This window comes from Polynucleobacter sp. AP-Latsch-80-C2 (assembly GCF_018882185.1).
In the GTDB taxonomy this organism is placed as follows: domain Bacteria; phylum Pseudomonadota; class Gammaproteobacteria; order Burkholderiales; family Burkholderiaceae; genus Polynucleobacter.
Map to the genome: position 1 here is coordinate 72126 of NZ_JACVOY010000004.1, position 18806 is coordinate 90931.

Consider the following 18806-nt stretch of genomic DNA (forward strand, 5'->3'; position numbering starts at 1 on the left):
AACTCAGCGCTGGTTTTTAATAAGGGGGCTAGCAGTGCTGTACTTAGAGCGAGAGCGACTAGACACTCGAGCAGACTCATTCTTTACTGAGTCACCAGAAATATTGGTATTGCGCGTATTGCGCGCATACTCGCTACTCTCAAAAACATCTGATTCCTTTCGAAGTTCTGCTTTTTTGGTCTGTAATTGGGTTTGGCGTAATACCAAGCCTTGATAGATATGCGTCATTGCTGTCCAGCTGCCTATGATCAAACTCATCGCCACCAAGACTTCTAGCAAAATAAATCCGCCCTGGGCTTTTTTACGGTGTTGATCTGGTAAGCGCATAGGCCATTTTCAAGATTCTCCTAAGCTTCTAAAACACCCCTGCTGGGCACTTCTTGTCGGAAAGTTGGGGTATTGCTGTAAGAGATCACAGTAATTAGCTCATCAGCTTAAAATAGAGGGCTATGCCAAATAAACTCGCCTCTACCGAAGAAATCATTGCAGAGCTCCGTGCTGGGCGGATGGTCATATTGGTCGACGAAGAAGATCGTGAAAACGAGGGTGATCTCGTCCTGGCCGCTGACCATGTCACAGCTGAGGCAGTCAATTTCATGGCCAAACATGGTCGTGGCCTGATTTGCCTCACCCTAACTCGTGAGCGTTGCCAGCAACTCAATCTGCCGCTGATGGTTCGGGATAATGGTACCTCCATGGGAACCAACTTCACAGTTTCAATTGAAGCGGCTACTGGAGTCACCACAGGTATTTCTGCGGCTGATCGTGCGCTGACTATTAAAACCGCAGTCGCACCTAATGCAAAACCGAATGATCTCGTTCAGCCAGGGCACGTATTTCCACTGATGGCACAACCTGGTGGCGTGCTCATTCGTTCAGGACATACTGAAGCTGGTTGTGATTTAGCTGCGATGGCAGGTTGCTCGCCTACTTCTGTGATTTGTGAAATCATGAAAGACGACGGCAGCATGGCGCGTCTTCCTGACTTACTAGAGTTTGCCAAAGAGCATCAACTCAAGATTGGCAGCATCGCTGATCTGATTCAATATCGTAGCCAGCATGAAAGTATCGTGGTGCGCGAAGGTGAACGTGAGTTCATTACACCTTGGGGTAAATTCAAAGGCGTTATCTATCGCGATAAGCCTAGTTCTTGCATTCATATTGCGCTAGTGCACGGTAAACCATCAGAGGATCAAGAAACTTTAGTGCGCGTGCATGAGCCCGTGACAGTATTGGATTTCTTAGACGCTAACGTCAGCACACACTCCTGGCCGCTTGCTCAAGCACTTCAGCAGATTGCTGCCTCCAGTGCAGGTGTGGCCGTTCTGCTCAATGCCTCAGGTATTGCTGCGCCTAACGATACGGACTGGTTAGCCCAATTTCAAAAACTCAATGGCGCAAAACCAGAAGATTCCACACCGCTCGCGCGTAAGACGGATTTCAGAAGTTATGGCATCGGTGCACAAATCCTCAAAGATATTGGCGTGGGCAAAATGCGTCTACTTGCCAACCCAAGTCCAGTGCCTAGCCTCTCTGGCTATAAATTAGAAGTAACGGGCTATGCTCCTTACACACCAACCCATTTAGAAAAGTAGATTGGATATGACTAACTCTAACAATGATTATGTTGGCGTCTTAGCAGCCGACTTGAATGGCCAAGATCTGCGTATTGGTATCGTGCAAGCGCGTTTTAATGAAGATCACTGCACAGCACTGACGAATGCCTGCATTACTGAACTCTTAGCATTGGGTGTTGCCCAAGAAGACATTAAATTGGTAACTGTTCCAGGTGCATTAGAAATTCCATTTGCATTACAGAAGATGGCAGAGACCGGTGAGTTCGATGGTCTTGTTGCGCTAGGCGCAGTGATCCGTGGCGAAACTTATCATTTTGAATTGGTCTCTAACGAATCTGCCGCTGGCATTACCCGTATTTGTCTTGAGTCTGGTTTACCGATTGCCAACGGCGTACTCACTTGTGAAACCGATGAGCAAGCGCAAGTACGCGTCAATGTTAAAGGCGCTGATTGCGCCAAAGCGGTTGTTGAAATGGCCAACCTAGCCCTCGCACTAACTCCCGATCTTGATATCGAGATCAACTCTGATGAAGCGTAAAGATGAACATCCCTAAATCCAGCGCACCCGTTCCCACTCCAGAATCGAAGGATGGCAAGCCAAGCGCACCAAAACGCTCACTGACTCCACGTCGTCGCGCTCGTGAGTACGCCCTTCAAGGTGTTTACCAAAGCCTGGTAACGCGTCGTGCAGGTAGCATTCCCAATAAAGCCGCTATTGCTAAACAACTGGCTGAAGATCCAGCATTTCGTCGTTGCCAGTTAGAACTCTTTCAAGGCATCTTTGAAGGCGTTTTAGATCACACTGATGAACTAGAGGCCATCATTACCCCCGCCCTAGACCGTCCGATCAATGAGCTCTCCCCAGTGGAGCATGCTGCCCTTCTGATTGGCGCATATGAGCTAGCTCTTGACTTGTCCGTACCTTATAAAGTCGCTATCAACGAAGCAGTTGAGCTGGCCAAAACTTTTGGTGGGACTGATGGCCACAAATACGTTAATGGTGTCCTCGATCTTCTAGCCCAGAACCTTCGCAGTACAGAAATCCAAGCCAGCTAATCGCTAAGACGCTTGCTAGACTGAGCCTCCAGGTTTATTCCTTGGAGGCTTTTTCTTTTGGGCGATGCAGCATTTAAGCAAAGCCGATCTTAGGGGGATAAAATGATTTTTAGTTCCTTTCAATTTGCACTTACTTAAAGTCCACCATGCCAACAATTGATATTCGCAAGCTCCTAAAAGACCCAAGCCTTTTTAAAGAAGAGGCCTTTATTAATAACCAATGGGTCAAGTCAAGCTCGGGCGCTTCATTCCCAATCAACAATCCAGCTACTGGCGAGATCATTGCGCAGGTAGCTAACTTAGGTGCTGCAGATGCTGAGAAGGCGATTGCTGCTGCCGATCAAGCGCTGCCAAAATGGAAAGCCATCACCGGCAAAGAGCGTGCAGGACTGATGCGTAAGTGGTTTGACCTCATTTTGCAAAACAAAGATGATCTCGCCATTTTGATGACCTTAGAGCAAGGTAAACCCCTCGCTGAATCTGCTGGTGAAGTCGTTTACGGCGCATCGTTTATTGAATGGTATGCAGAAGAAGCCAAGCGAGTCTCTGGAACCATCCCAACTACTATCTGGGGTGATAAGCGCTTCATGGTTCTCAAGCAACCTGTAGGTGTTTGCGTAGCCATCACGCCCTGGAACTTCCCGAACGCCATGATCACTCGCAAAATCGCGCCAGCAATGGCAGCCGGTTGCACGATTGTGATCAAGCCAGCTGAGCAAACCCCATTGTCAGCTTTAGCACTTGCTGAGCTTGCAGTGCGCGCAGGCATTCCGGAAGGCGTCGTGAACATCATCACTGCCGATGCTGATCAATCTATTGCTGTTGGTAAAACACTATGCGCCTCACCAACGGTTCGTCACCTGTCCTTTACGGGATCGACTGAAGTAGGCCGCATTCTGATGGCGCAATGTGCGCCGACTGTGAAAAAGCTCGGCCTGGAATTAGGTGGTCACGCGCCATTTATCGTATTTGATGATGCTGATATTGATGCGGCTGTAGCAGGCGCTATAGCTTCTAAATATCGTAACTCTGGCCAAACCTGCGTTTGCGCTAATCGCCTCTACGTTCACAAAAAAATTCATGACGTCTTTGTCGAAAAATTTGCTAAAGCGGTTCAAGCTATCAAAGTCGGCAACGGCATGGAAGCAGGGATCTCTCAAGGCCCCTTGATTGATCAAGCAGCCCTTGAAAAAGTCGAGCGTCATATTGCTGATGCGCTAAGTAAAGGCGCCAAGTTAGTAACTGGTGGTAAGCCCTCCTCTTTAGGTGGCACTTACTACGAGCCTACTATTTTGGACAATGTCACCAACGACATGCTCATTACTTACGAAGAAACTTTTGGGCCAGTTGCCCCAATCATTACTTTTGAAAGTGATGAAGAAGTAGTGCAGTTAGCCAACAATAGTCAGTATGGTTTGGCATCCTACTTCTATAGCCGTGATATCGGTCGTATCTGGAAAGTAGCTGAAGCTTTGGAATACGGCATGGTGGGCGTCAACAGCGGCATCATCGCCAACGAAGTAGTGCCATTTGGTGGAGTAAAACAATCCGGCTTAGGCAGAGAAGGCAGCGTCTTTGGTATGGATGAATACTTAGAACTCAAGTACGTCTGTATCACGCTGTAATACTTCAGCAGTCCAACTTCAAAACGCTTACCTTTTGATATAGACCAGATCCCAAACACCGTGGCCTAGCTTGATGCCACGGTTCTCAAACTTGGTGATGGGTCTATATGCTGGTCTTTCTACATACCCCGCATGATGGGCCTCTAGCTGAGCCAAGCTTGGCTTAAATTCATTTGAAGACTCACCATCTTTAGCGACATCATCAGCACCGAAGGTCTCAATCTTGATTTGCTCACCAGAAGTATTTTGCAATGCAGGTTCAGCGTTCAAGACTAAAAGCATTTGCTCGGCATAGTTATGCCAGTCGGTTGCTAAATGCAGGTAGCCGCCAGGCTTTAAACGAGAGACCAACAACTTTACAAAAGTAGATTGAATGAGGCGACGCTTATGATGGCGCTTCTTGTGCCAGGGATCTGCAAAGTAAATATGAATTCCATCTAAAGCATTTTCTGGAAGCATCCTCTCCAAAACCTCCACAGCATCATGGCGAATTAGCCTCAGATTGGTGAGTTGGTTTTCACCAATCAACTTGAGTAGCGCGCCCACTCCTGGTGGGTGCACTTCAATCGCCAGAAAATCATCATCTTTTCGAAGGGCAGCGATTTTGGCAGTGGTCTCCCCCATACCAAATCCGATTTCTAGAATCTTGGGTTTATTTGATCCCCCAAAAGCATTGACGAAGTCAACTTGCCCATCCTGAAACGGAATCAAAAATTGCGGGCCTAGCTCCTCAATGGCGCGCTGCTGACCTGCGGTGGTTCTGCCTGCCCTTAAGACAAAAGAGCGAATGCGCTCAACTGGATGGGACGACAAGTTAAGCCAGTACCTTCCTAAAGTAGGCAATGGTTTCTTTTAAACCATCCTCTAGGTTTACTTTTGGCTCCCAACCCAGCTTTGCTTTTGCAAGCTCGATATTGGGCTGACGCTGTTTTGGGTCATCGGATGGCAATGGCTCAAAAACCAATTTCGATTTACTGCCAGAGAGGCGCAAAATAGTTTCAGCCAACTGCAGCATCGTAAATTCACCTGGGTTACCAGTGTTTACAGGGCCTGTAAAGCCTTGCTCGGAATTCATCATGAGTACAAAAGCATCGATCAAGTCATCTACGTAGCAAAAGCTGCGAGTTTGCTGACCATCGCCGTAAATAGTGATGTCTTTACCTTGTAGTGCTTGGACGATGAAGTTACTCACTACGCGTCCATCATGGGGATTCATACGAGGGCCGTAGGTATTAAAAATACGCACGACTTTAATATCCAAACCGTGTTGACGGTAATAGTCAAAGAACAAAGTTTCTGCACAACGCTTGCCTTCGTCATAGCAAGAGCGAATGCCGATGGGATTGACTCTTCCCCAATATTCTTCTGGCTGGGGATGTACTTCTGGATCGCCATACACTTCACTGGTCGATGCTTGCAAAATACGCGCACGAGTTCGCTTTGCTAAACCCAACATATTGATCGCACCATGCACACTGGTCTTCGTCGTTTGCACAGGGTCATACTGATAATGTACTGGTGATGCAGGACAGGCTAAGTTGTAAATCTGATTTGTCTCTACATACAGCGGAAAAGTCACATCGTGACGCATGACTTCTAATTTGGTATTCGATAGCAAATGCTCAAGGTTTTGCTTGCTACCGGTAAAGAAATTATCGACCACCAAAACCTCATTCTTATCCTTAAGAAGTCTTTCAGTGAGGTGAGAGCCTAAAAAGCCTGCGCCACCAGTAATGAGGATTTTGTTCATATTGAGTCTTTTATTAAAGTTCTGCCAATTTTAACGGCATCAATCACCTAGTGATGAGGAGAGTCCCAGCCAGCCGAGCGATAGGCGAATACCACTTCAGCCAATACAAAGCCCAATGAGGTCATAAAGGACACTAAACCCAGCACAAAGGTCCAAATGACATAGGCAGTCTGAAGGGATCTGACAGCCCCGGCCTGAAAGAAGAAGAGCTCAAGCACGGTTAAGGAAATAAATAATCCGCTTAAGACATCAAAAAAGATCGCCGCAGTGCACAAACGACCACGGATTTTTGCCTCATTCGCCTCAATCCGCATTTGCACTCGAGCCGTCTCTGTCAGGTTGGGATCCCCATGAATGAGTTTTTGAATCGAGCGCATACGATCTACCGATCGCGCTAATCGCGCTGAAATCGCATTGAGCAAAGTAGCAACCGCAGTTAATAAAAAAACCGGCGCCAAGGCTAGCTGAATATTATTGGTAATTGCATCAATGGATACGTCCATATTGATTCCTAAATGATTGATGAATTAATGAGACCAGGCAATTAAGCCAGTGTATGCAGTGATGAGAACTATTAAGCCAAAGGCAATTCGGTACCAAGCAAATGGCACAAAATTGTGGTGGCCTACATAACGAATTAACCAGCGTACGCAGATAAAGGCAGAGATAAAGGCGGCGATGAAACCCACCACAATTGCTAAGCTGTACGCCCCCGAGAAGGTTACTGGCGCCTTCCAAAGCTTGAGTAGTTCATAAGCAGTGGCTCCACCGATCACGGGGATCGCCAAGAAAAAAGAGAACTCAGTCGCTACTACCCTCGGAATACCAAAGAGCATGCCCCCAATGATGGTGGCACCCGATCGTGAAGTGCCAGGGATCAGGGCAGCGCATTGCGCTAAACCTACTTTCAGCGCATCTAAAGTAGTGAGATCTTCAACAGAATGAATGGCTCTTTCTGAAGGACTTAAATGTAGCTGCCTACGCTCTGCCCAGAAAATGACCAAGGCTCCAACAATAAAAGCACTGGCTACGGGAATAGGAGCAAATAAAACTGCCTTAATGTGTTTACTAAACAACAAGCCTAGGCCCATCGCTGGGATTGAAGCAATGATGAGGTTAAGCACAAAGCGACGAGACTGAGAGCTCGCCTTAAATGAGGAGGCTATGCTCCAGAGCTTATGCCGAAACTCCCAGCAAACTGCCAAAATAGCGCCGAACTGAATAATGACCTCAAAGGCTTTGCCTTGATCGTCATTGAAATTGAGCAAATCCCCGACCAAAATCAGATGCCCTGTGCTGGAGATCGGCAAAAACTCCGTTAAGCCCTCAACCACCCCCAGAATTACCGCTTTAGCCAACAAAATTAGATCCATGGGCTAAATTTTATAGGTATCCAGGCAAGTTTTAGACTATTTGGCAAAATACAGCAGAAATGAGCAATTTGAATAAATTAGCCTTAAACTGCATGGCACATTAAAAAAGCATTTGAATTACATGACCCCAAGACGCCCCCATCCTTCTCAGATAAAAGCAATCAGCCTAATCCTGAGTCAGGCGCTCGGCCTCGGGCTTGGTTCTTCTGATGTTTGGGCACAGGCTGCAAATGGGGCTCCCCCTTCTTTGCCCACCCCCATTAGCGCTAAATCATTAACTGGCCTAGATCAACCACCCCAATTTATTGCGCCGCCTAAATTAGCCTTACCGGATCAAGCGACGCCCTCGAATGTCAATGCTAATAGCTCAGCAAATATTGACAAGAGCCGTCTAAACGATTTAATTTCACTCTATCAAGAGGCTGCATTTAGCGACCCAGTTCTCAATGCCGCTCGTTTTAACTATGAAGCGAGCAAAGAACTCTATTGGCAAGGTCTGTCACTGCTGTTACCGCAGGCTAACGCTACGCCTGGTGGCACGCGTTACTACCAACACGGTCAAGGTACAACAACAGTAGCTCAAGGCCCGGGTAACTCCCGCGTCTTTGACCAAAAGAACTACACCGTCACACTAACGCAACCGATATTTAATCTGACTGCTCTTGAAGCATTCAAGCAGGGAGATTTAAATACTAAGTTAGCCGACATGCGTTTTTATTTGGCACAGCAAGATTTAATTATTCGGGTATCACAAGCGTATTTCGATGCACTCACCAGTCAAGATAACGTTGAGCTCTATCGCAACAAAAAGAGCTTAATCAAACAGCAATTAGAAATTGCTCAAGCGAAGTTTGATGCTGGACTTGCCACCATTGTGGATGTCAATACAGCACAAGCTGCTCTTGATTTGGCGAACTCCCAAGAGATTGGAGCGCAAGCTGATCTCGTTGTGAAGCGAGGCGTATTAGAGCAGATCGTGGGCCGCCCTGTAGGCGCCCTCAAGCCACTCACTAAAGAAGCGAAGATTGATGGCGTCCTCAAAGATCCACGCTCTAAGAGCAAAGATGCTAAAGAAATTTCCATTGCTGACAGCGTTAATCCACAACTGCCCCCAGGCCAAACCTTAGATGACTGGATTAAGCAAGCGGAGACAGCAAACTTTAATGTTCTGGCGGGACAGCTCAGCGTCAATCTGGCTGAAAGTACTTATCGAGGTTCACAAGCCCTGAACTACCCTTCTATTAACTTAGTAGGTACTAGCGGCTTTAACACTTCTAACGGCACACCAAATAGCTATCAACCAAACAACTCGAATGTTTATAACAACACCATCTCGTTGCAGATGAATATTCCTTTGGTGTCTGGCGGTTACGCCAGTTCTGTGATTCGTCAGAATGCTGCACTAGTAGATACTGCCAAGGCCAACTTTGATAACGCCAGAAGAACTGCAGCACAAAACACGCGCGCGGCATTTACCGGGTTCTACGGCGGCCTAGCGAGCGTCAAAGCCTTTGAAGCAGCAGAGCGCTCATCGAGCTCAGCTCTTGAATCTAGTAAGCTTGGATTTCAGGTGGGGACATTAATCAATATCGATGTGCTCATTGCATTAGATACGTTGATCAATACGAGATCCCAGTTGCAACAGGCGCGCTACAACACCATCCTCAACGCAATTAAATTAAAGGCGCAAGCAGCTGCACTCTCTGATGAAGATTTAATTTCCATCAATACTTTGTTACGCTGAGCAATTTAGTTATTAAGTAGGTCTAGTCAGTAATTCCAGAGAGGCTTTGATGACCTCTTCTGTGCTCGGCGGCGATTGAATATCGCCCACATTGCGGATGTGATGAGCCCAATACCCTTCTGTCTTCCATAGCGGTGAATCACAGTAGATTTCTACGGTAGGCAAGCCAAGGACGGCAGCCAAATGGGTTAAGCCTGTATCGACGCCCACAGTCAGCGCTGCACCCGCAATCACCGAGAATGCCTCCTCAATAGAGAATCCCGGAGGCACCAAGGCATTAGGAATCTGCTTAGCCAACTCCACACTTACAGCCCTCTCAGTGGCATTACCCCACGGCAAAACCACTTGATATCCGCGGCTCGCCAGTTCATTGCCCAAGGCAACCCAAGCCTCATTGGACCAACGCTTGGCTTCTCTCGCAGTCGAATGAAAAAAGAGTACATATGGTGTTATTAGCTCTGGGATCGCAGCCTTACTTAAATCCAATTGAATTTGGGATCCATAAAACTGGGGAGTATCAGCACGTTTGATGACAGGCCAATCGAATGCAGAGCACATCACTAAACGAGAGCGGTCCACCGCATGTGTATGAATCGGAACTTGTACTAAATGATTGTAAAAATTCTTTGCAATGGGCTCGTAACCTGAAAACTCAGTAGCGTTTGCCAGGCCAGCCACAACTGCATTAGGGGTCTTTTTTGCTAAAGCACACACCAAAGCAGATTTCAATAAGCCTTGAGTCTCAATAACCGTGTCGTAAGTGACTTCTTGCAGTTGTTTTTTGAAGGCAAAAAATTGTTGCCAAGTCTTGATCTCAAGAAGATGTTTTTTCCAGCGTCGCAGCCCAAAGGGAATGATGCGATCAATTCCTTTGAATCCATCCTTTGATAACAAAGGCTGGAGCAAGTGAACATAAGCCTCTTCGACCACCCAATCAATTTGCGCATTGGGCAATCTTGCACGCAGATCCCAAACCAGCGGGAGATTGTGCAAGACATCTCCCAAGGAGGAGAGTTTGACGATCAGGATTTTGGGCGATGCAGTGCTCATGTGAGCATTATCTTATCTTTTAATAGTAGTGATTTAAAACGGAGTTAAAGCCGAATTAAAACTTTGGAGCTACATCCCAAGCCAAGCCATTGAGATCCTTGGCATTCATATTGGGAGTGATTCCTGCCGGCAATGGCCATTGCACGCCCACGGTAGGATCATTCCAAACCAGACAGGCTTCGCTTTGCGGATGATAGTAGTCGGTGGTTTTATAGAGAAACTCTGCAGACTCTGATAAGACCAAAAAGCCATGGGCTAATCCTGCCGGAATCCACATCTGTTTATGATTCTGAGCGCTGAGCTCTACCCCCACCCATTTACCGTAGGACGGAGAAGACTTACGAATATCGACCGCCACATCGAATACGCTACCAGCAACTACGCGGACTAATTTACCTTGAGATTGCTCTAACTGGTAATGCAATCCACGCAAAGTCCATTGCTTAGAAAAAGAATGGTTATCTTGCACAAAGTCGACGGTCAGACCAGTGGCTTGCGCAAAATCTTGTGCATTAAAGGACTCCGTAAACCAACCGCGCTCATCACCAAAGACTTTTGGCTCAATGATTAAGACATCATGAATCGCCGTTGGTGTTACTTGGAGTTTTAAAGGAGCAGTAGTCAAACGAAGCTTCCCTTATTTCTTAGGAGACAAAGAGATTGGCTGAGCTGAGGTATTGAGCTCATGCAAAATCTTATTGAGGTATTGACCATAGCTATTCTTGCTCAACTGCGCTGCTACCTTTTGCACTACTTCTGCACTAATCCAACCTTGTCGGTAGGCAATTTCTTCAGGGCAAGCAACCATCAGGCCCTGACGCTTTTGTAAGGTAGCAATAAATCCAGCGGCATCTAATAAAGAATCATGCGTACCAGTATCTAACCAGGCAAAACCACGACCCATAATTTCGACATTGAGTTCATTTCTCTCCAGGTAAAAACGATTGACATCAGTAATCTCTAACTCGCCACGAGCACTCGGTTTAATCGCAGCAGCTACATCACAGACTTGATTGTCATAAAAGTACAAACCTGTTACCGCATAATTGCTTCGGGGTTTAGCAGGCTTTTCTTCAATCGAGAGGGCTTTGTAATTCTGATCAAACTCCACTACGCCATAACGCTCTGGATCGGTCACGTGATAAGCAAAAACAGTAGCACCAGACGTTCTTTGGTTAGCGCTATCAAGCTGTCCCACGAGCTCGTGGCCATAAAAAATATTGTCTCCGAGCACCAATGCGCTGGGATCATTGCCCACAAAGTTCTTGCCCAAGGTGAAAGCTTGCGCCAAACCATCAGGAGAAGGCTGCACGCAGTATTGAATATTTAGACCCCACTGCGATCCATCACCCAAGAGCTCAGAAAAACGGGGGGTGTCATGCGGGGTCGAGATTAATAAGATATCGCGAATACCAGCCAACATTAATGTTGTCAGCGGGTAATAGACCATGGGCTTGTCATAGACCGGCATCAATTGTTTTGAGACGGCTTGAGTTACTGGATACAAACGCGTTCCAGAGCCGCCAGCCAAAATAATGCCTTTACGATTGATTGCCATTTTTATCTACTTTTTATATCAGGCCATCTTTGGCCAATTGCTGAACATAAGCCCAAACATCATCGGACCAGGGTTTGTTCCATTGCTGCAATTTTGACACATCCCCAGTAGCCTTAATAGCCTGCCTGAGCTTGTCTGTCGCCATCCGTGAATTCATAGGCCTTGGGGCTGGTAAGGGGTACTCAACAGCCTTGATGGGCTTAATTGCGCCTGAAGCGCTCTTCAAAGAGATGCCAGCATCGCTTGCAGCCTCTACGGCCAAACAAGCCAGAGCATGCCAATTGCTTTCTCCCGGAGGGACTGCATGGTAAATACCTGAATCAAACTTTCTAAGCTCACCACTTTGATTGAGAGCTAAATCTAAACTTAGCTTAGCCAGCCAATCAGCAGAAGTGGGTACACCGAGTTGATCTTGGATCACTTTAAGTTCATCGCGCTCTTTGGCTAAACGCAAAATGGTTCTGATGAAATTACTACCTGTACCATAGACCCAACTCGTGCGAAAGATAGCGTACTGACCTTGGGTCGTATTTGAAAAAGCTTTTTCAATTGCTTCTTCGCCTGTTGCTTTACTCTTGCCATAAGCGCCCAGCGGATTACGCGCATCATCTTCTGTGTAAAACCCCGCTTTACTACCATCAAAAACATAATCGGTTGAGTAATGCAGGAAAATTGCACCATGAGCAGCGGCATATTGCGCCATCGCCTCTGGCGCCCTGGCGTTGATCGCATTCGCTAATTCCACCTCGGTCTCAGCCTTATCTACTGCGGTATATGCCGCAGCATTGATGATGAGATCAGGTTTAGCTGCGCTCAATAGGGTTCTTACTTTTTCAACTTGTGAAAGATCGCAATCATCACGCCCCACATATTGAATCTGATGATCCTTAGAGAGGCTTGTACTGTCAATTAAGGTACGAAAGGCTTTACCTAATTGACCGTCTTTACCAAAGATGAGGATATTCATGCGGGATACTTTGGCGTATTGATAGCTTAGTTGTACTGCTTTTGCAGCCAGTCGCGGTAAGAGCCGCTAACCACACCCTCAATCCACACTGGATTATCCAGGTACCACTGAATCGTTTTACGAATACCAGTATCAAAGGTTTCTGCTGGACGCCAACCTAAGTCACGCTCTACCTTACTCGCATCAATGGCATAGCGGCGATCGTGACCAGGGCGGTCTTTAACAAAAGTAATTTGCTCCGCGTACGATTTGCCATCCGCACGTGGCTTGAGCTCATCCAAAATAGTGCAGATCGTTTTCACAACCTCCATATTGGCTTTTTCATTCCAGCCACCAATGTTGTAGGTCTCACCCAATTTACCTTTGGCCAACACTTCACGAATTGCCGAGCAATGATCGCCTACATAAAGCCAGTCACGAATTTGTTGTCCATCGCCATAAATCGGCAAGGGCTTGCTATTGAGCGCATTCAGAATCACCAATGGAATCAACTTCTCCGGGAAGTGATAAGGACCATAGTTATTAGAACAATTGGTTGTCACTACAGGGAAACCGTAGGTATGGAACCAAGCGCGCACCAAGTGATCTGATGCTGCCTTAGAGGCAGAGTAAGGGCTATTGGGTTCGTATGGATTGGTTTCTGTAAATGCAGGGTCCGTCATCGACAAAGATCCATAGACCTCATCCGTGGAAACATGATGAAAGCGAAAGCCTTCTTTTGCGGGGCCTTGGAGTCCATTCCAATATTCACGTGCGCACTCTAATAAATTAAAGGTTCCCACAATATTGGTTTGCACAAATTCTGCAGGTCCATGAATCGAGCGATCCACATGACTCTCTGCTGCAAAGTTCACGATCGCACGAGGCTGATGCTCTTTTAGTAATTTGGTGACGAGCTCTTTATCGCCAATATCACCATGAATAAAAACATGGCGAGAATCTTTTTTCAAAGAATCTAAAGTGGCGAGATTGCCCGCATAGGTCAACTTATCGAGATTGACGATACCTTCGGCATTTGGATTGGCAAGCCAGTCCAATACAAAATTGCCGCCAATAAAGCCTGCACCGCCAGTAACTAAAATCATGATTGAAGTGGTCCTAAAATGGCATCCGCAAATGCCTCTGAGCTATACGGCCTAAATGCTGGGGAAGCCAAGAACTGCCTGCCTGCCTCTTGATAGGCAAGATAGTCCTGCTCCGTCATTTTACTAATGTATTGATACAAATCACGATAAGGATCTGCGCTACCTAAAAACTGGCGGAAATCAATGAAACAGGCGCTGGGCACGATATTTTCAATATTCGGCTCGCCCCAGTAAACCGGCACACAACCCGCAAACAAAGAATCAAATAACTTCTCAGTGATATAGCCAGGGATATCTTTTGCATTTTCAAAACAAATACAAAAACGGGATTTAGCTAAGACCTCAAACTTATTTCTTGCAGAGCCCCTGTAACTCGAAAAGACAGCTTGCCCCAATAAAAATGGCAGGACCTTTTCCATGCGATAACGCCACTTACCAGATTTACCCAGACGCTTTTGTGGCACCAGCCAACCATTACCAAACAAAGCAAAATCTTTTGGCGCATGCGTTTCAAACCAACGAATCGCCTTGACTCGTTCAGAATACAACTCTCTAGCATCAGGCAAATTAGCATGACGATTGCTGCCAATCAACACACAAAAGAGATCACGATTGGCAAACCCAGGGTTGACGATTTCGTTTGATGTAAATTGAGCAGGCAATACATTCGGATAAGCAATGGCAAATTTGGGAACTAAAGCTGTTTTTTGATTCAGCGCATTGGTTGAATTGGCATTCAATAAAGCCTGATCCCAAGTAAAGATGCCATCGAACTGATTGAGATATTGAGGATCGCCATTTACCGGAACGGTAAGCTCTGTTTCAAAACGAATCAGGTAATTCTTGCAATTCTTAATTGGGATTAATGGCACCGCCTCCAAATACAGAGTGAAATTCGGTGTAATGCCTTTTTGCTGGAGAACATCTATTGTGTGCAGCTCAACTCCCTGTTGGGCGGCTTTAGCCTGCAACACTCTGAAGGGCTCAAGGCAATCATCGCGATTTCGGAGGCTTTGAGGATTAAATAGATCATCTTGACCCTCCTCCCATCCGACAATCCCTCCAACTAACATAGCAGGCCGCTCACTTAAGGTTACGTTTCTGAAGCACCTACATGAATCAACGCCAAGGTAAGGGGCTTCATTGTTAATGGTCTAATTATAGGGTTATGGCCATTTACTCATACCTCCAGGGCGGCCTAGGCAATCAAATGTTTCAATATGCGATTGCTAGAGCCCTATCAGAACATTATCAAAGCACCTTTTTGCTTGATCGTTCTTGGTTTGATGTACCACAAGCCGAAACAACACCGCGCCCCTATCAGTTAGATCTACTCAATATTAGAGAAGGTGTCAGTAGTAAAGTCACCTTCCCTAAAAGACCGAATAAGCTCATACGGTCTTTACAAAAATGGCTACCTATTGGTCCTGTTATCTACTATCAACAAAATGCCTTTGGGTTTGACGAGCAACTCTTGCACTTACGGGCAATGGCTCAGCGAGATCTATTTCTATTTGGCTATTGGCAAGCCTTCCCTTATGTAGAAGCAATTCGCCCTATTCTTCAAAGTGAATTTAAAACCAAAAGGCCTGCTGCCGAGCACTATCAGCCTTATCTCGAGCAAATTCGCTCTAGCGATTCAGTAATGCTCCATATACGCCGTGGGGATTATGTGAACTCCCCTTCAGCAGCCAAGTTTCATGGCGTTCTAGCGCTAAGTTATTACCAGCAGGCTATTGAAGCACTTTTACTCAATAAGCCCAATGCGCATTTCTTTATCTTTTCAGACGATCTACCCTGGGCCAAAGAAGCTCTACCTCAAGATCTCAAGATCACCTTTGTAGAGAATTCCTCGCAAGCAGATGCTGCCGCCCAAGAGTTGCAACTCATGTATGAGTGCAAGCATCACATCATTGCAAACAGCTCTTTGAGTTGGTGGGGTGCTTGGCTTAAGAAAGATTGCAGTGGTTTGGTGTTCGCGCCTAATCGCTGGATTAGCGATAGTAGTCTTGATCTATCTAATCTTCTGCCAGCCAGCTGGCAAAGACTTCCCGCCTAGAAAACTATTAAGAACGTCCGATAACGCTGCCATAGAAGGCAACGCAGATACGCTCTAAACGCGTAAGGGGAGTCCATAAGCCATTACCCCGAAATTGAAAGCGGGCATACAGCTCCATATTCGCCCCAATAGAGATATGGGGAATGCGTTCATTAATGAGCTTAATAAAAGTCACACCGTACTTTAGGCGCTCATAAAAAGGAAGTGGCCTGGGCAAACAAGTCTCGGGGATGCCCAGCGTCTTTAAATAACTTGCCTGCGCATTTGAAAACACATTACGCGCAGCCTGAAGATGGTTCACGCTAGTTTGCGTAGAGTGCAAGCGATAAGTAATCAGCTTCTTTTTAATATTGGCAAAACGGTACCCAGCCAAAGCAATCTCAGTCCATAAGCAATAGTCTTCCGCATGCATATATGAAGCTTTGTAAGGAAATTGCTTAAATATCTCAAGCTTACCCATTATCGCTGGATTGCATACTGGACTACATACGCTGAGCAATGCCTGAATATCGGCATTGGAGTGGCGTTGCTTAGAACTCTTGCGCTCACCAGTCACCTGATTCAAAGTGAAATGGTCAGCACCACATAAATCTGCGAAGTTGTTTTCTAAAAAATCTACTTGAAGCGCAAGTCTTTCAGGAAAGGCACGGTCATCAGCATCCAAGAGCGCAAGGTACTTGCCTTTGGCCATGCCAGCAATGAGATTGCGGGTAGTAATCAAACCCCGGTTCTGATCGGAGTACACCTTAATAATGCGTTTATCGGTAAATTGATCAATGATCTTGCGTGTTCGATCGCTAGAGCCATCATCCACAATGATCAACTCAAAATTCGTATAGGTTTGGGCTAATACACTTTCGATTGCTTCGGTAATATAGCGCTCAGAATTAAACACCGGCATGGAGACGCTGACCAAAGGTAGGTCACTCTTATCGCCCTTAGATACTTTTGCAATTTCTGCGGTATTAGCAATGTCATTCATATTTAAAGATAACTTTGCAAAAGGCGCAAGAAGCGCTTGCTTCGTTTTAATAATCTGGACGGCAAAGACTTGGTGGGGGCGCCAAAATCTAATTCAGATTCCCAAGCGGATTGATAAATCACGCCCATAAAGTTTTGTTTTAACTTCTCTTGAGTCTCACCTAAGCGACGCGAGAGATAGTAATGCCAGTCGTAGTGATAAATCCGGAACAAGGGTTCAATCATTCGCACTGGAATAGCTTGGTATTTAAGTAAAGTCTCACCATAGATCAGGGTCTCGGGATGCTCTGGGGTAATGAGATCCCAAAGGGTCATGCCCTTAGGTTGCAAATACTGCTGGTCCAAAGACTCCCATACTTTAGCCGACCAAATAAAGGGGGCTGGAGCGCAGTAGTAGTTAGGACCAACCCTGCCAAATAAGGCTTTGACGGTTTCAGCCTCTTTGCGCAATTCTTTTTCAACCCGAAGATGGCCACGATTTGTTGCTATCTGGAACAGCTCTTTATTTTGATGGAGGACGGTATATGGCAACCCATCAGGCGCCAGGAAATCTGCCTTACCAAAATCCCGAATAAAAATGCTATCGGAATCAATGCATAAATAATTACTTGCGAGACCCAATCTCCAAAATTCAGACTTAATGACTTGTTGAGCGATACCACCGGATCTCGTCTTCTGAATATCTTTTGGAGCACGAGGATTTGCTTGCACGATCGTCTCATCAGCAATCCACTGATAACCCTGGTTCTCGCCCAAGAGTGCAAATAAGATATCTCGGTCTTCTAGTGGGGTGGAGATATAAAAAGGAATCGATTCAATATTGTGTTTACGAATGGATTCGAGTAAACGCTTTACGCGCAACAAATCTCGTCGATACGATTTGCAATATAGAACGAAATCCACTGCCATTTAAGATTCGTAACCCATTGGGTTTTGAGATTGCCAGCGCCAACTATCGGCACACATTTGCCCTAAATTACGACGCGCTTTCCAACCGAGTAATTTTTCAGCCAAGGAAGGATCTGCATAGCAAGTAGCGATATCACCTGGCCTTCTATCCACCACTTGATAAGGAATAGGGCGACCTACGACATCACCGTAGGCCTTGAGTACATCCATCACGCTATAGCCTTGACCAGTTCCCAAGTTCACCGTCAAGGAATCGCGCCCAGCCAATAAATATTCCACAGCCTTCACGTGCGCCTGCGCCAAATCCACCACATGGATGTAGTCTCTAACGCCCGTGCCATCAGGGGTAGACCAGTCATTCCCATACACCTTGAGCTCAGGCATTCTGCCAGCTGCAACACGCGCAACTAATGGCGTGAGATTGTTTGGAATGCCTTGAGGATCTTCACCAATCATTCCAGACTCATGTGCGCCCACAGGATTGAAGTAACGCAAATACGCTACGCGCCAACTAGGATCAGATACCTCTAAGTCACGTAGGACCTGCTCACTCATCAGTTTGGTTTGACCATAGGGATTGGTCGGCTGTACTGGTGAGGATTCATTAATGGGCACCACACTAGGGTCACCATAGACCGTTGCGGAAGAACTAAAAACAAAATTCTTGCAGTTGTTTTCCTGCATCACTTCTAAAAGGGTAAAAAGGCCTGCGAGATTATTTTGGTAATAACGCAATGGCTGCGCAACGGACTCGCCAACTGCTTTTAGGGCGGCAAAATGAATCACGCCCTTGATTGGATATTTTTTGAAGACAGTTTCTAAAAAAGCTTTATCGCAAACATTGCCTTCGATAAATTCTAATTTTTGGCCAGCGAGAGACTCGATCCGAGATAAAGCCAATGGGCTGGAATTAATAAAATTGTCTAGACCAATAACGCGATTGCCTGCGAGCAGCAATTCAAGCCATGTATGTGAGCCTATATAGCCAGTGGCACCCGTTAAAAGAATCATTGCAATTTGTCCGCCAATGTAAACACTTAATTAACTCGGAAATACTGGAAACCTCATCCAT

Annotated in this window: 20 protein-coding genes; 6 read left to right on the plus strand and 14 right to left on the minus strand. The window is 46.2% G+C overall.

The window, feature by feature from the left end; translation table 11 throughout:
* Positions 1-3: 3 nt before the first annotated feature.
* Entirely contained in the window at positions 4-327 is a 324-nt protein-coding gene (locus ICN47_RS05865; RefSeq protein WP_216218964.1) for a hypothetical protein, read from the minus strand.
* Between the two features lie 122 nt (positions 328-449).
* Here ICN47_RS05865 and ribBA point away from each other — a divergent pair, with 122 nt between their 5' ends.
* The 4 genes from ribBA (at position 450) to ICN47_RS05885 (ending at position 4258) form a co-directional block, all read left to right on the plus strand.
* Positions 450-1595 carry a bifunctional 3,4-dihydroxy-2-butanone-4-phosphate synthase/GTP cyclohydrolase II gene (gene ribBA / locus ICN47_RS05870; RefSeq protein WP_216218965.1) on the plus strand — a complete coding sequence of 382 codons (1146 nt, stop codon included), beginning with the start codon at positions 450-452 and terminating at the stop codon, positions 1593-1595.
* A 7-nt stretch (positions 1596-1602) separates the two neighbouring features.
* A complete protein-coding gene (gene ribH / locus ICN47_RS05875) occupies positions 1603-2115 on the plus strand; it encodes a 6,7-dimethyl-8-ribityllumazine synthase (RefSeq protein WP_216218966.1) in 513 nt (170 codons plus the stop codon).
* Between the two features lie 2 nt (positions 2116-2117).
* Positions 2118-2633 (plus strand): transcription antitermination factor NusB, encoded by a 516-nt coding sequence (nusB, locus tag ICN47_RS05880; RefSeq protein WP_216218967.1) that lies wholly within the window; start codon positions 2118-2120, stop codon positions 2631-2633.
* Positions 2634-2779: 146 nt separating this feature from the next.
* Complete coding sequence (locus ICN47_RS05885; protein ID WP_216218968.1) at positions 2780-4258, plus strand: NAD-dependent succinate-semialdehyde dehydrogenase; 1479 nt, start codon at positions 2780-2782, stop codon at positions 4256-4258.
* Positions 4259-4285: 27 nt separating this feature from the next.
* Here ICN47_RS05885 and trmB read toward each other — a convergent pair whose 3' ends face one another.
* From trmB to ICN47_RS05905, 4 genes are read right to left on the minus strand one after another with little or no spacing between them, the layout of a single operon-like run.
* Positions 4286-5071 carry a tRNA (guanosine(46)-N7)-methyltransferase TrmB gene (trmB, locus tag ICN47_RS05890; RefSeq protein ID WP_370626271.1) on the minus strand — a complete coding sequence of 262 codons (786 nt, stop codon included), beginning with the start codon at positions 5069-5071 and terminating at the stop codon, positions 4286-4288.
* 1 nt (position 5072) lies between these two features.
* Entirely contained in the window at positions 5073-6008 is a 936-nt protein-coding gene (locus tag ICN47_RS05895; protein ID WP_216218970.1) for a UDP-glucuronic acid decarboxylase family protein, read from the minus strand.
* Positions 6009-6055: 47 nt separating this feature from the next.
* Positions 6056-6511 (minus strand): DUF2721 domain-containing protein, encoded by a 456-nt coding sequence (locus ICN47_RS05900; RefSeq protein ID WP_216218971.1) that lies wholly within the window; start codon positions 6509-6511, stop codon positions 6056-6058.
* A 24-nt stretch (positions 6512-6535) separates the two neighbouring features.
* Positions 6536-7381, minus strand: a complete 846-nt coding sequence (locus tag ICN47_RS05905) for an undecaprenyl-diphosphate phosphatase (RefSeq protein WP_216218972.1) — start codon at positions 7379-7381, stop codon at positions 6536-6538.
* Between the two features lie 121 nt (positions 7382-7502).
* On the opposite strand from ICN47_RS05905, the gene ICN47_RS05910 reads away from it, so the two are divergent.
* Positions 7503-9125 (plus strand): TolC family protein, encoded by a 1623-nt coding sequence (locus ICN47_RS05910; protein ID WP_216218973.1) that lies wholly within the window; start codon positions 7503-7505, stop codon positions 9123-9125.
* 12 nt (positions 9126-9137) lie between these two features.
* On the opposite strand, the gene waaC is transcribed toward ICN47_RS05910, so the two are convergent.
* Genes waaC through ICN47_RS05940 form a run of 6 tightly spaced genes read right to left on the minus strand, consistent with a single transcriptional unit; the run spans position 9138 to position 14858 of the window.
* Positions 9138-10175, minus strand: a complete 1038-nt coding sequence (gene waaC / locus ICN47_RS05915) for a lipopolysaccharide heptosyltransferase I (protein WP_216218974.1) — start codon at positions 10173-10175, stop codon at positions 9138-9140.
* A 55-nt stretch (positions 10176-10230) separates the two neighbouring features.
* Positions 10231-10800, minus strand: a complete 570-nt coding sequence (gene rfbC, locus ICN47_RS05920; protein WP_216218975.1) for a dTDP-4-dehydrorhamnose 3,5-epimerase — start codon at positions 10798-10800, stop codon at positions 10231-10233.
* 12 nt (positions 10801-10812) lie between these two features.
* A complete protein-coding gene (rfbA, locus tag ICN47_RS05925; RefSeq protein WP_216219103.1) occupies positions 10813-11727 on the minus strand; it encodes a glucose-1-phosphate thymidylyltransferase RfbA in 915 nt (304 codons plus the stop codon).
* A 19-nt stretch (positions 11728-11746) separates the two neighbouring features.
* The gene (gene rfbD / locus ICN47_RS05930; RefSeq protein ID WP_216218976.1) at positions 11747-12700 is read right to left on the minus strand and encodes a dTDP-4-dehydrorhamnose reductase; all 954 of its coding nucleotides are present in this window, start codon (positions 12698-12700) and stop codon (positions 11747-11749) included.
* Between the two features lie 26 nt (positions 12701-12726).
* Positions 12727-13785, minus strand: coding sequence for a dTDP-glucose 4,6-dehydratase (gene rfbB, locus ICN47_RS05935; protein WP_216218977.1), 1059 nt, complete (start codon positions 13783-13785; stop codon positions 12727-12729).
* Positions 13782-14858 carry a glycosyltransferase family 10 domain-containing protein gene (locus ICN47_RS05940; RefSeq protein WP_216218978.1) on the minus strand — a complete coding sequence of 359 codons (1077 nt, stop codon included), beginning with the start codon at positions 14856-14858 and terminating at the stop codon, positions 13782-13784. Before ICN47_RS05940 ends, rfbB begins: the two co-directional genes overlap by 4 nt.
* Positions 14859-14953: 95 nt before the next feature.
* Here ICN47_RS05940 and ICN47_RS05945 point away from each other — a divergent pair, with 95 nt between their 5' ends.
* On the plus strand, positions 14954-15844 hold the full coding sequence (locus ICN47_RS05945; RefSeq protein WP_216218979.1) for an alpha-1,2-fucosyltransferase: 891 nt from the start codon (positions 14954-14956) through the stop codon (positions 15842-15844).
* Between the two features lie 7 nt (positions 15845-15851).
* On the opposite strand, the gene ICN47_RS05950 is transcribed toward ICN47_RS05945, so the two are convergent.
* Genes ICN47_RS05950 through galE form a run of 3 tightly spaced genes read right to left on the minus strand, consistent with a single transcriptional unit; the run spans position 15852 to position 18745 of the window.
* On the minus strand, positions 15852-16826 hold the full coding sequence (locus tag ICN47_RS05950; RefSeq protein WP_216218980.1) for a glycosyltransferase family 2 protein: 975 nt from the start codon (positions 16824-16826) through the stop codon (positions 15852-15854).
* 2 nt (positions 16827-16828) lie between these two features.
* The gene (locus ICN47_RS05955; protein ID WP_216218981.1) at positions 16829-17734 is read right to left on the minus strand and encodes a DUF6492 family protein; all 906 of its coding nucleotides are present in this window, start codon (positions 17732-17734) and stop codon (positions 16829-16831) included.
* Positions 17735-18745, minus strand: coding sequence for a UDP-glucose 4-epimerase GalE (gene galE, locus ICN47_RS05960; protein ID WP_216218982.1), 1011 nt, complete (start codon positions 18743-18745; stop codon positions 17735-17737). It abuts the gene before it with no gap.
* Positions 18746-18806 lie beyond the last annotated feature (61 nt).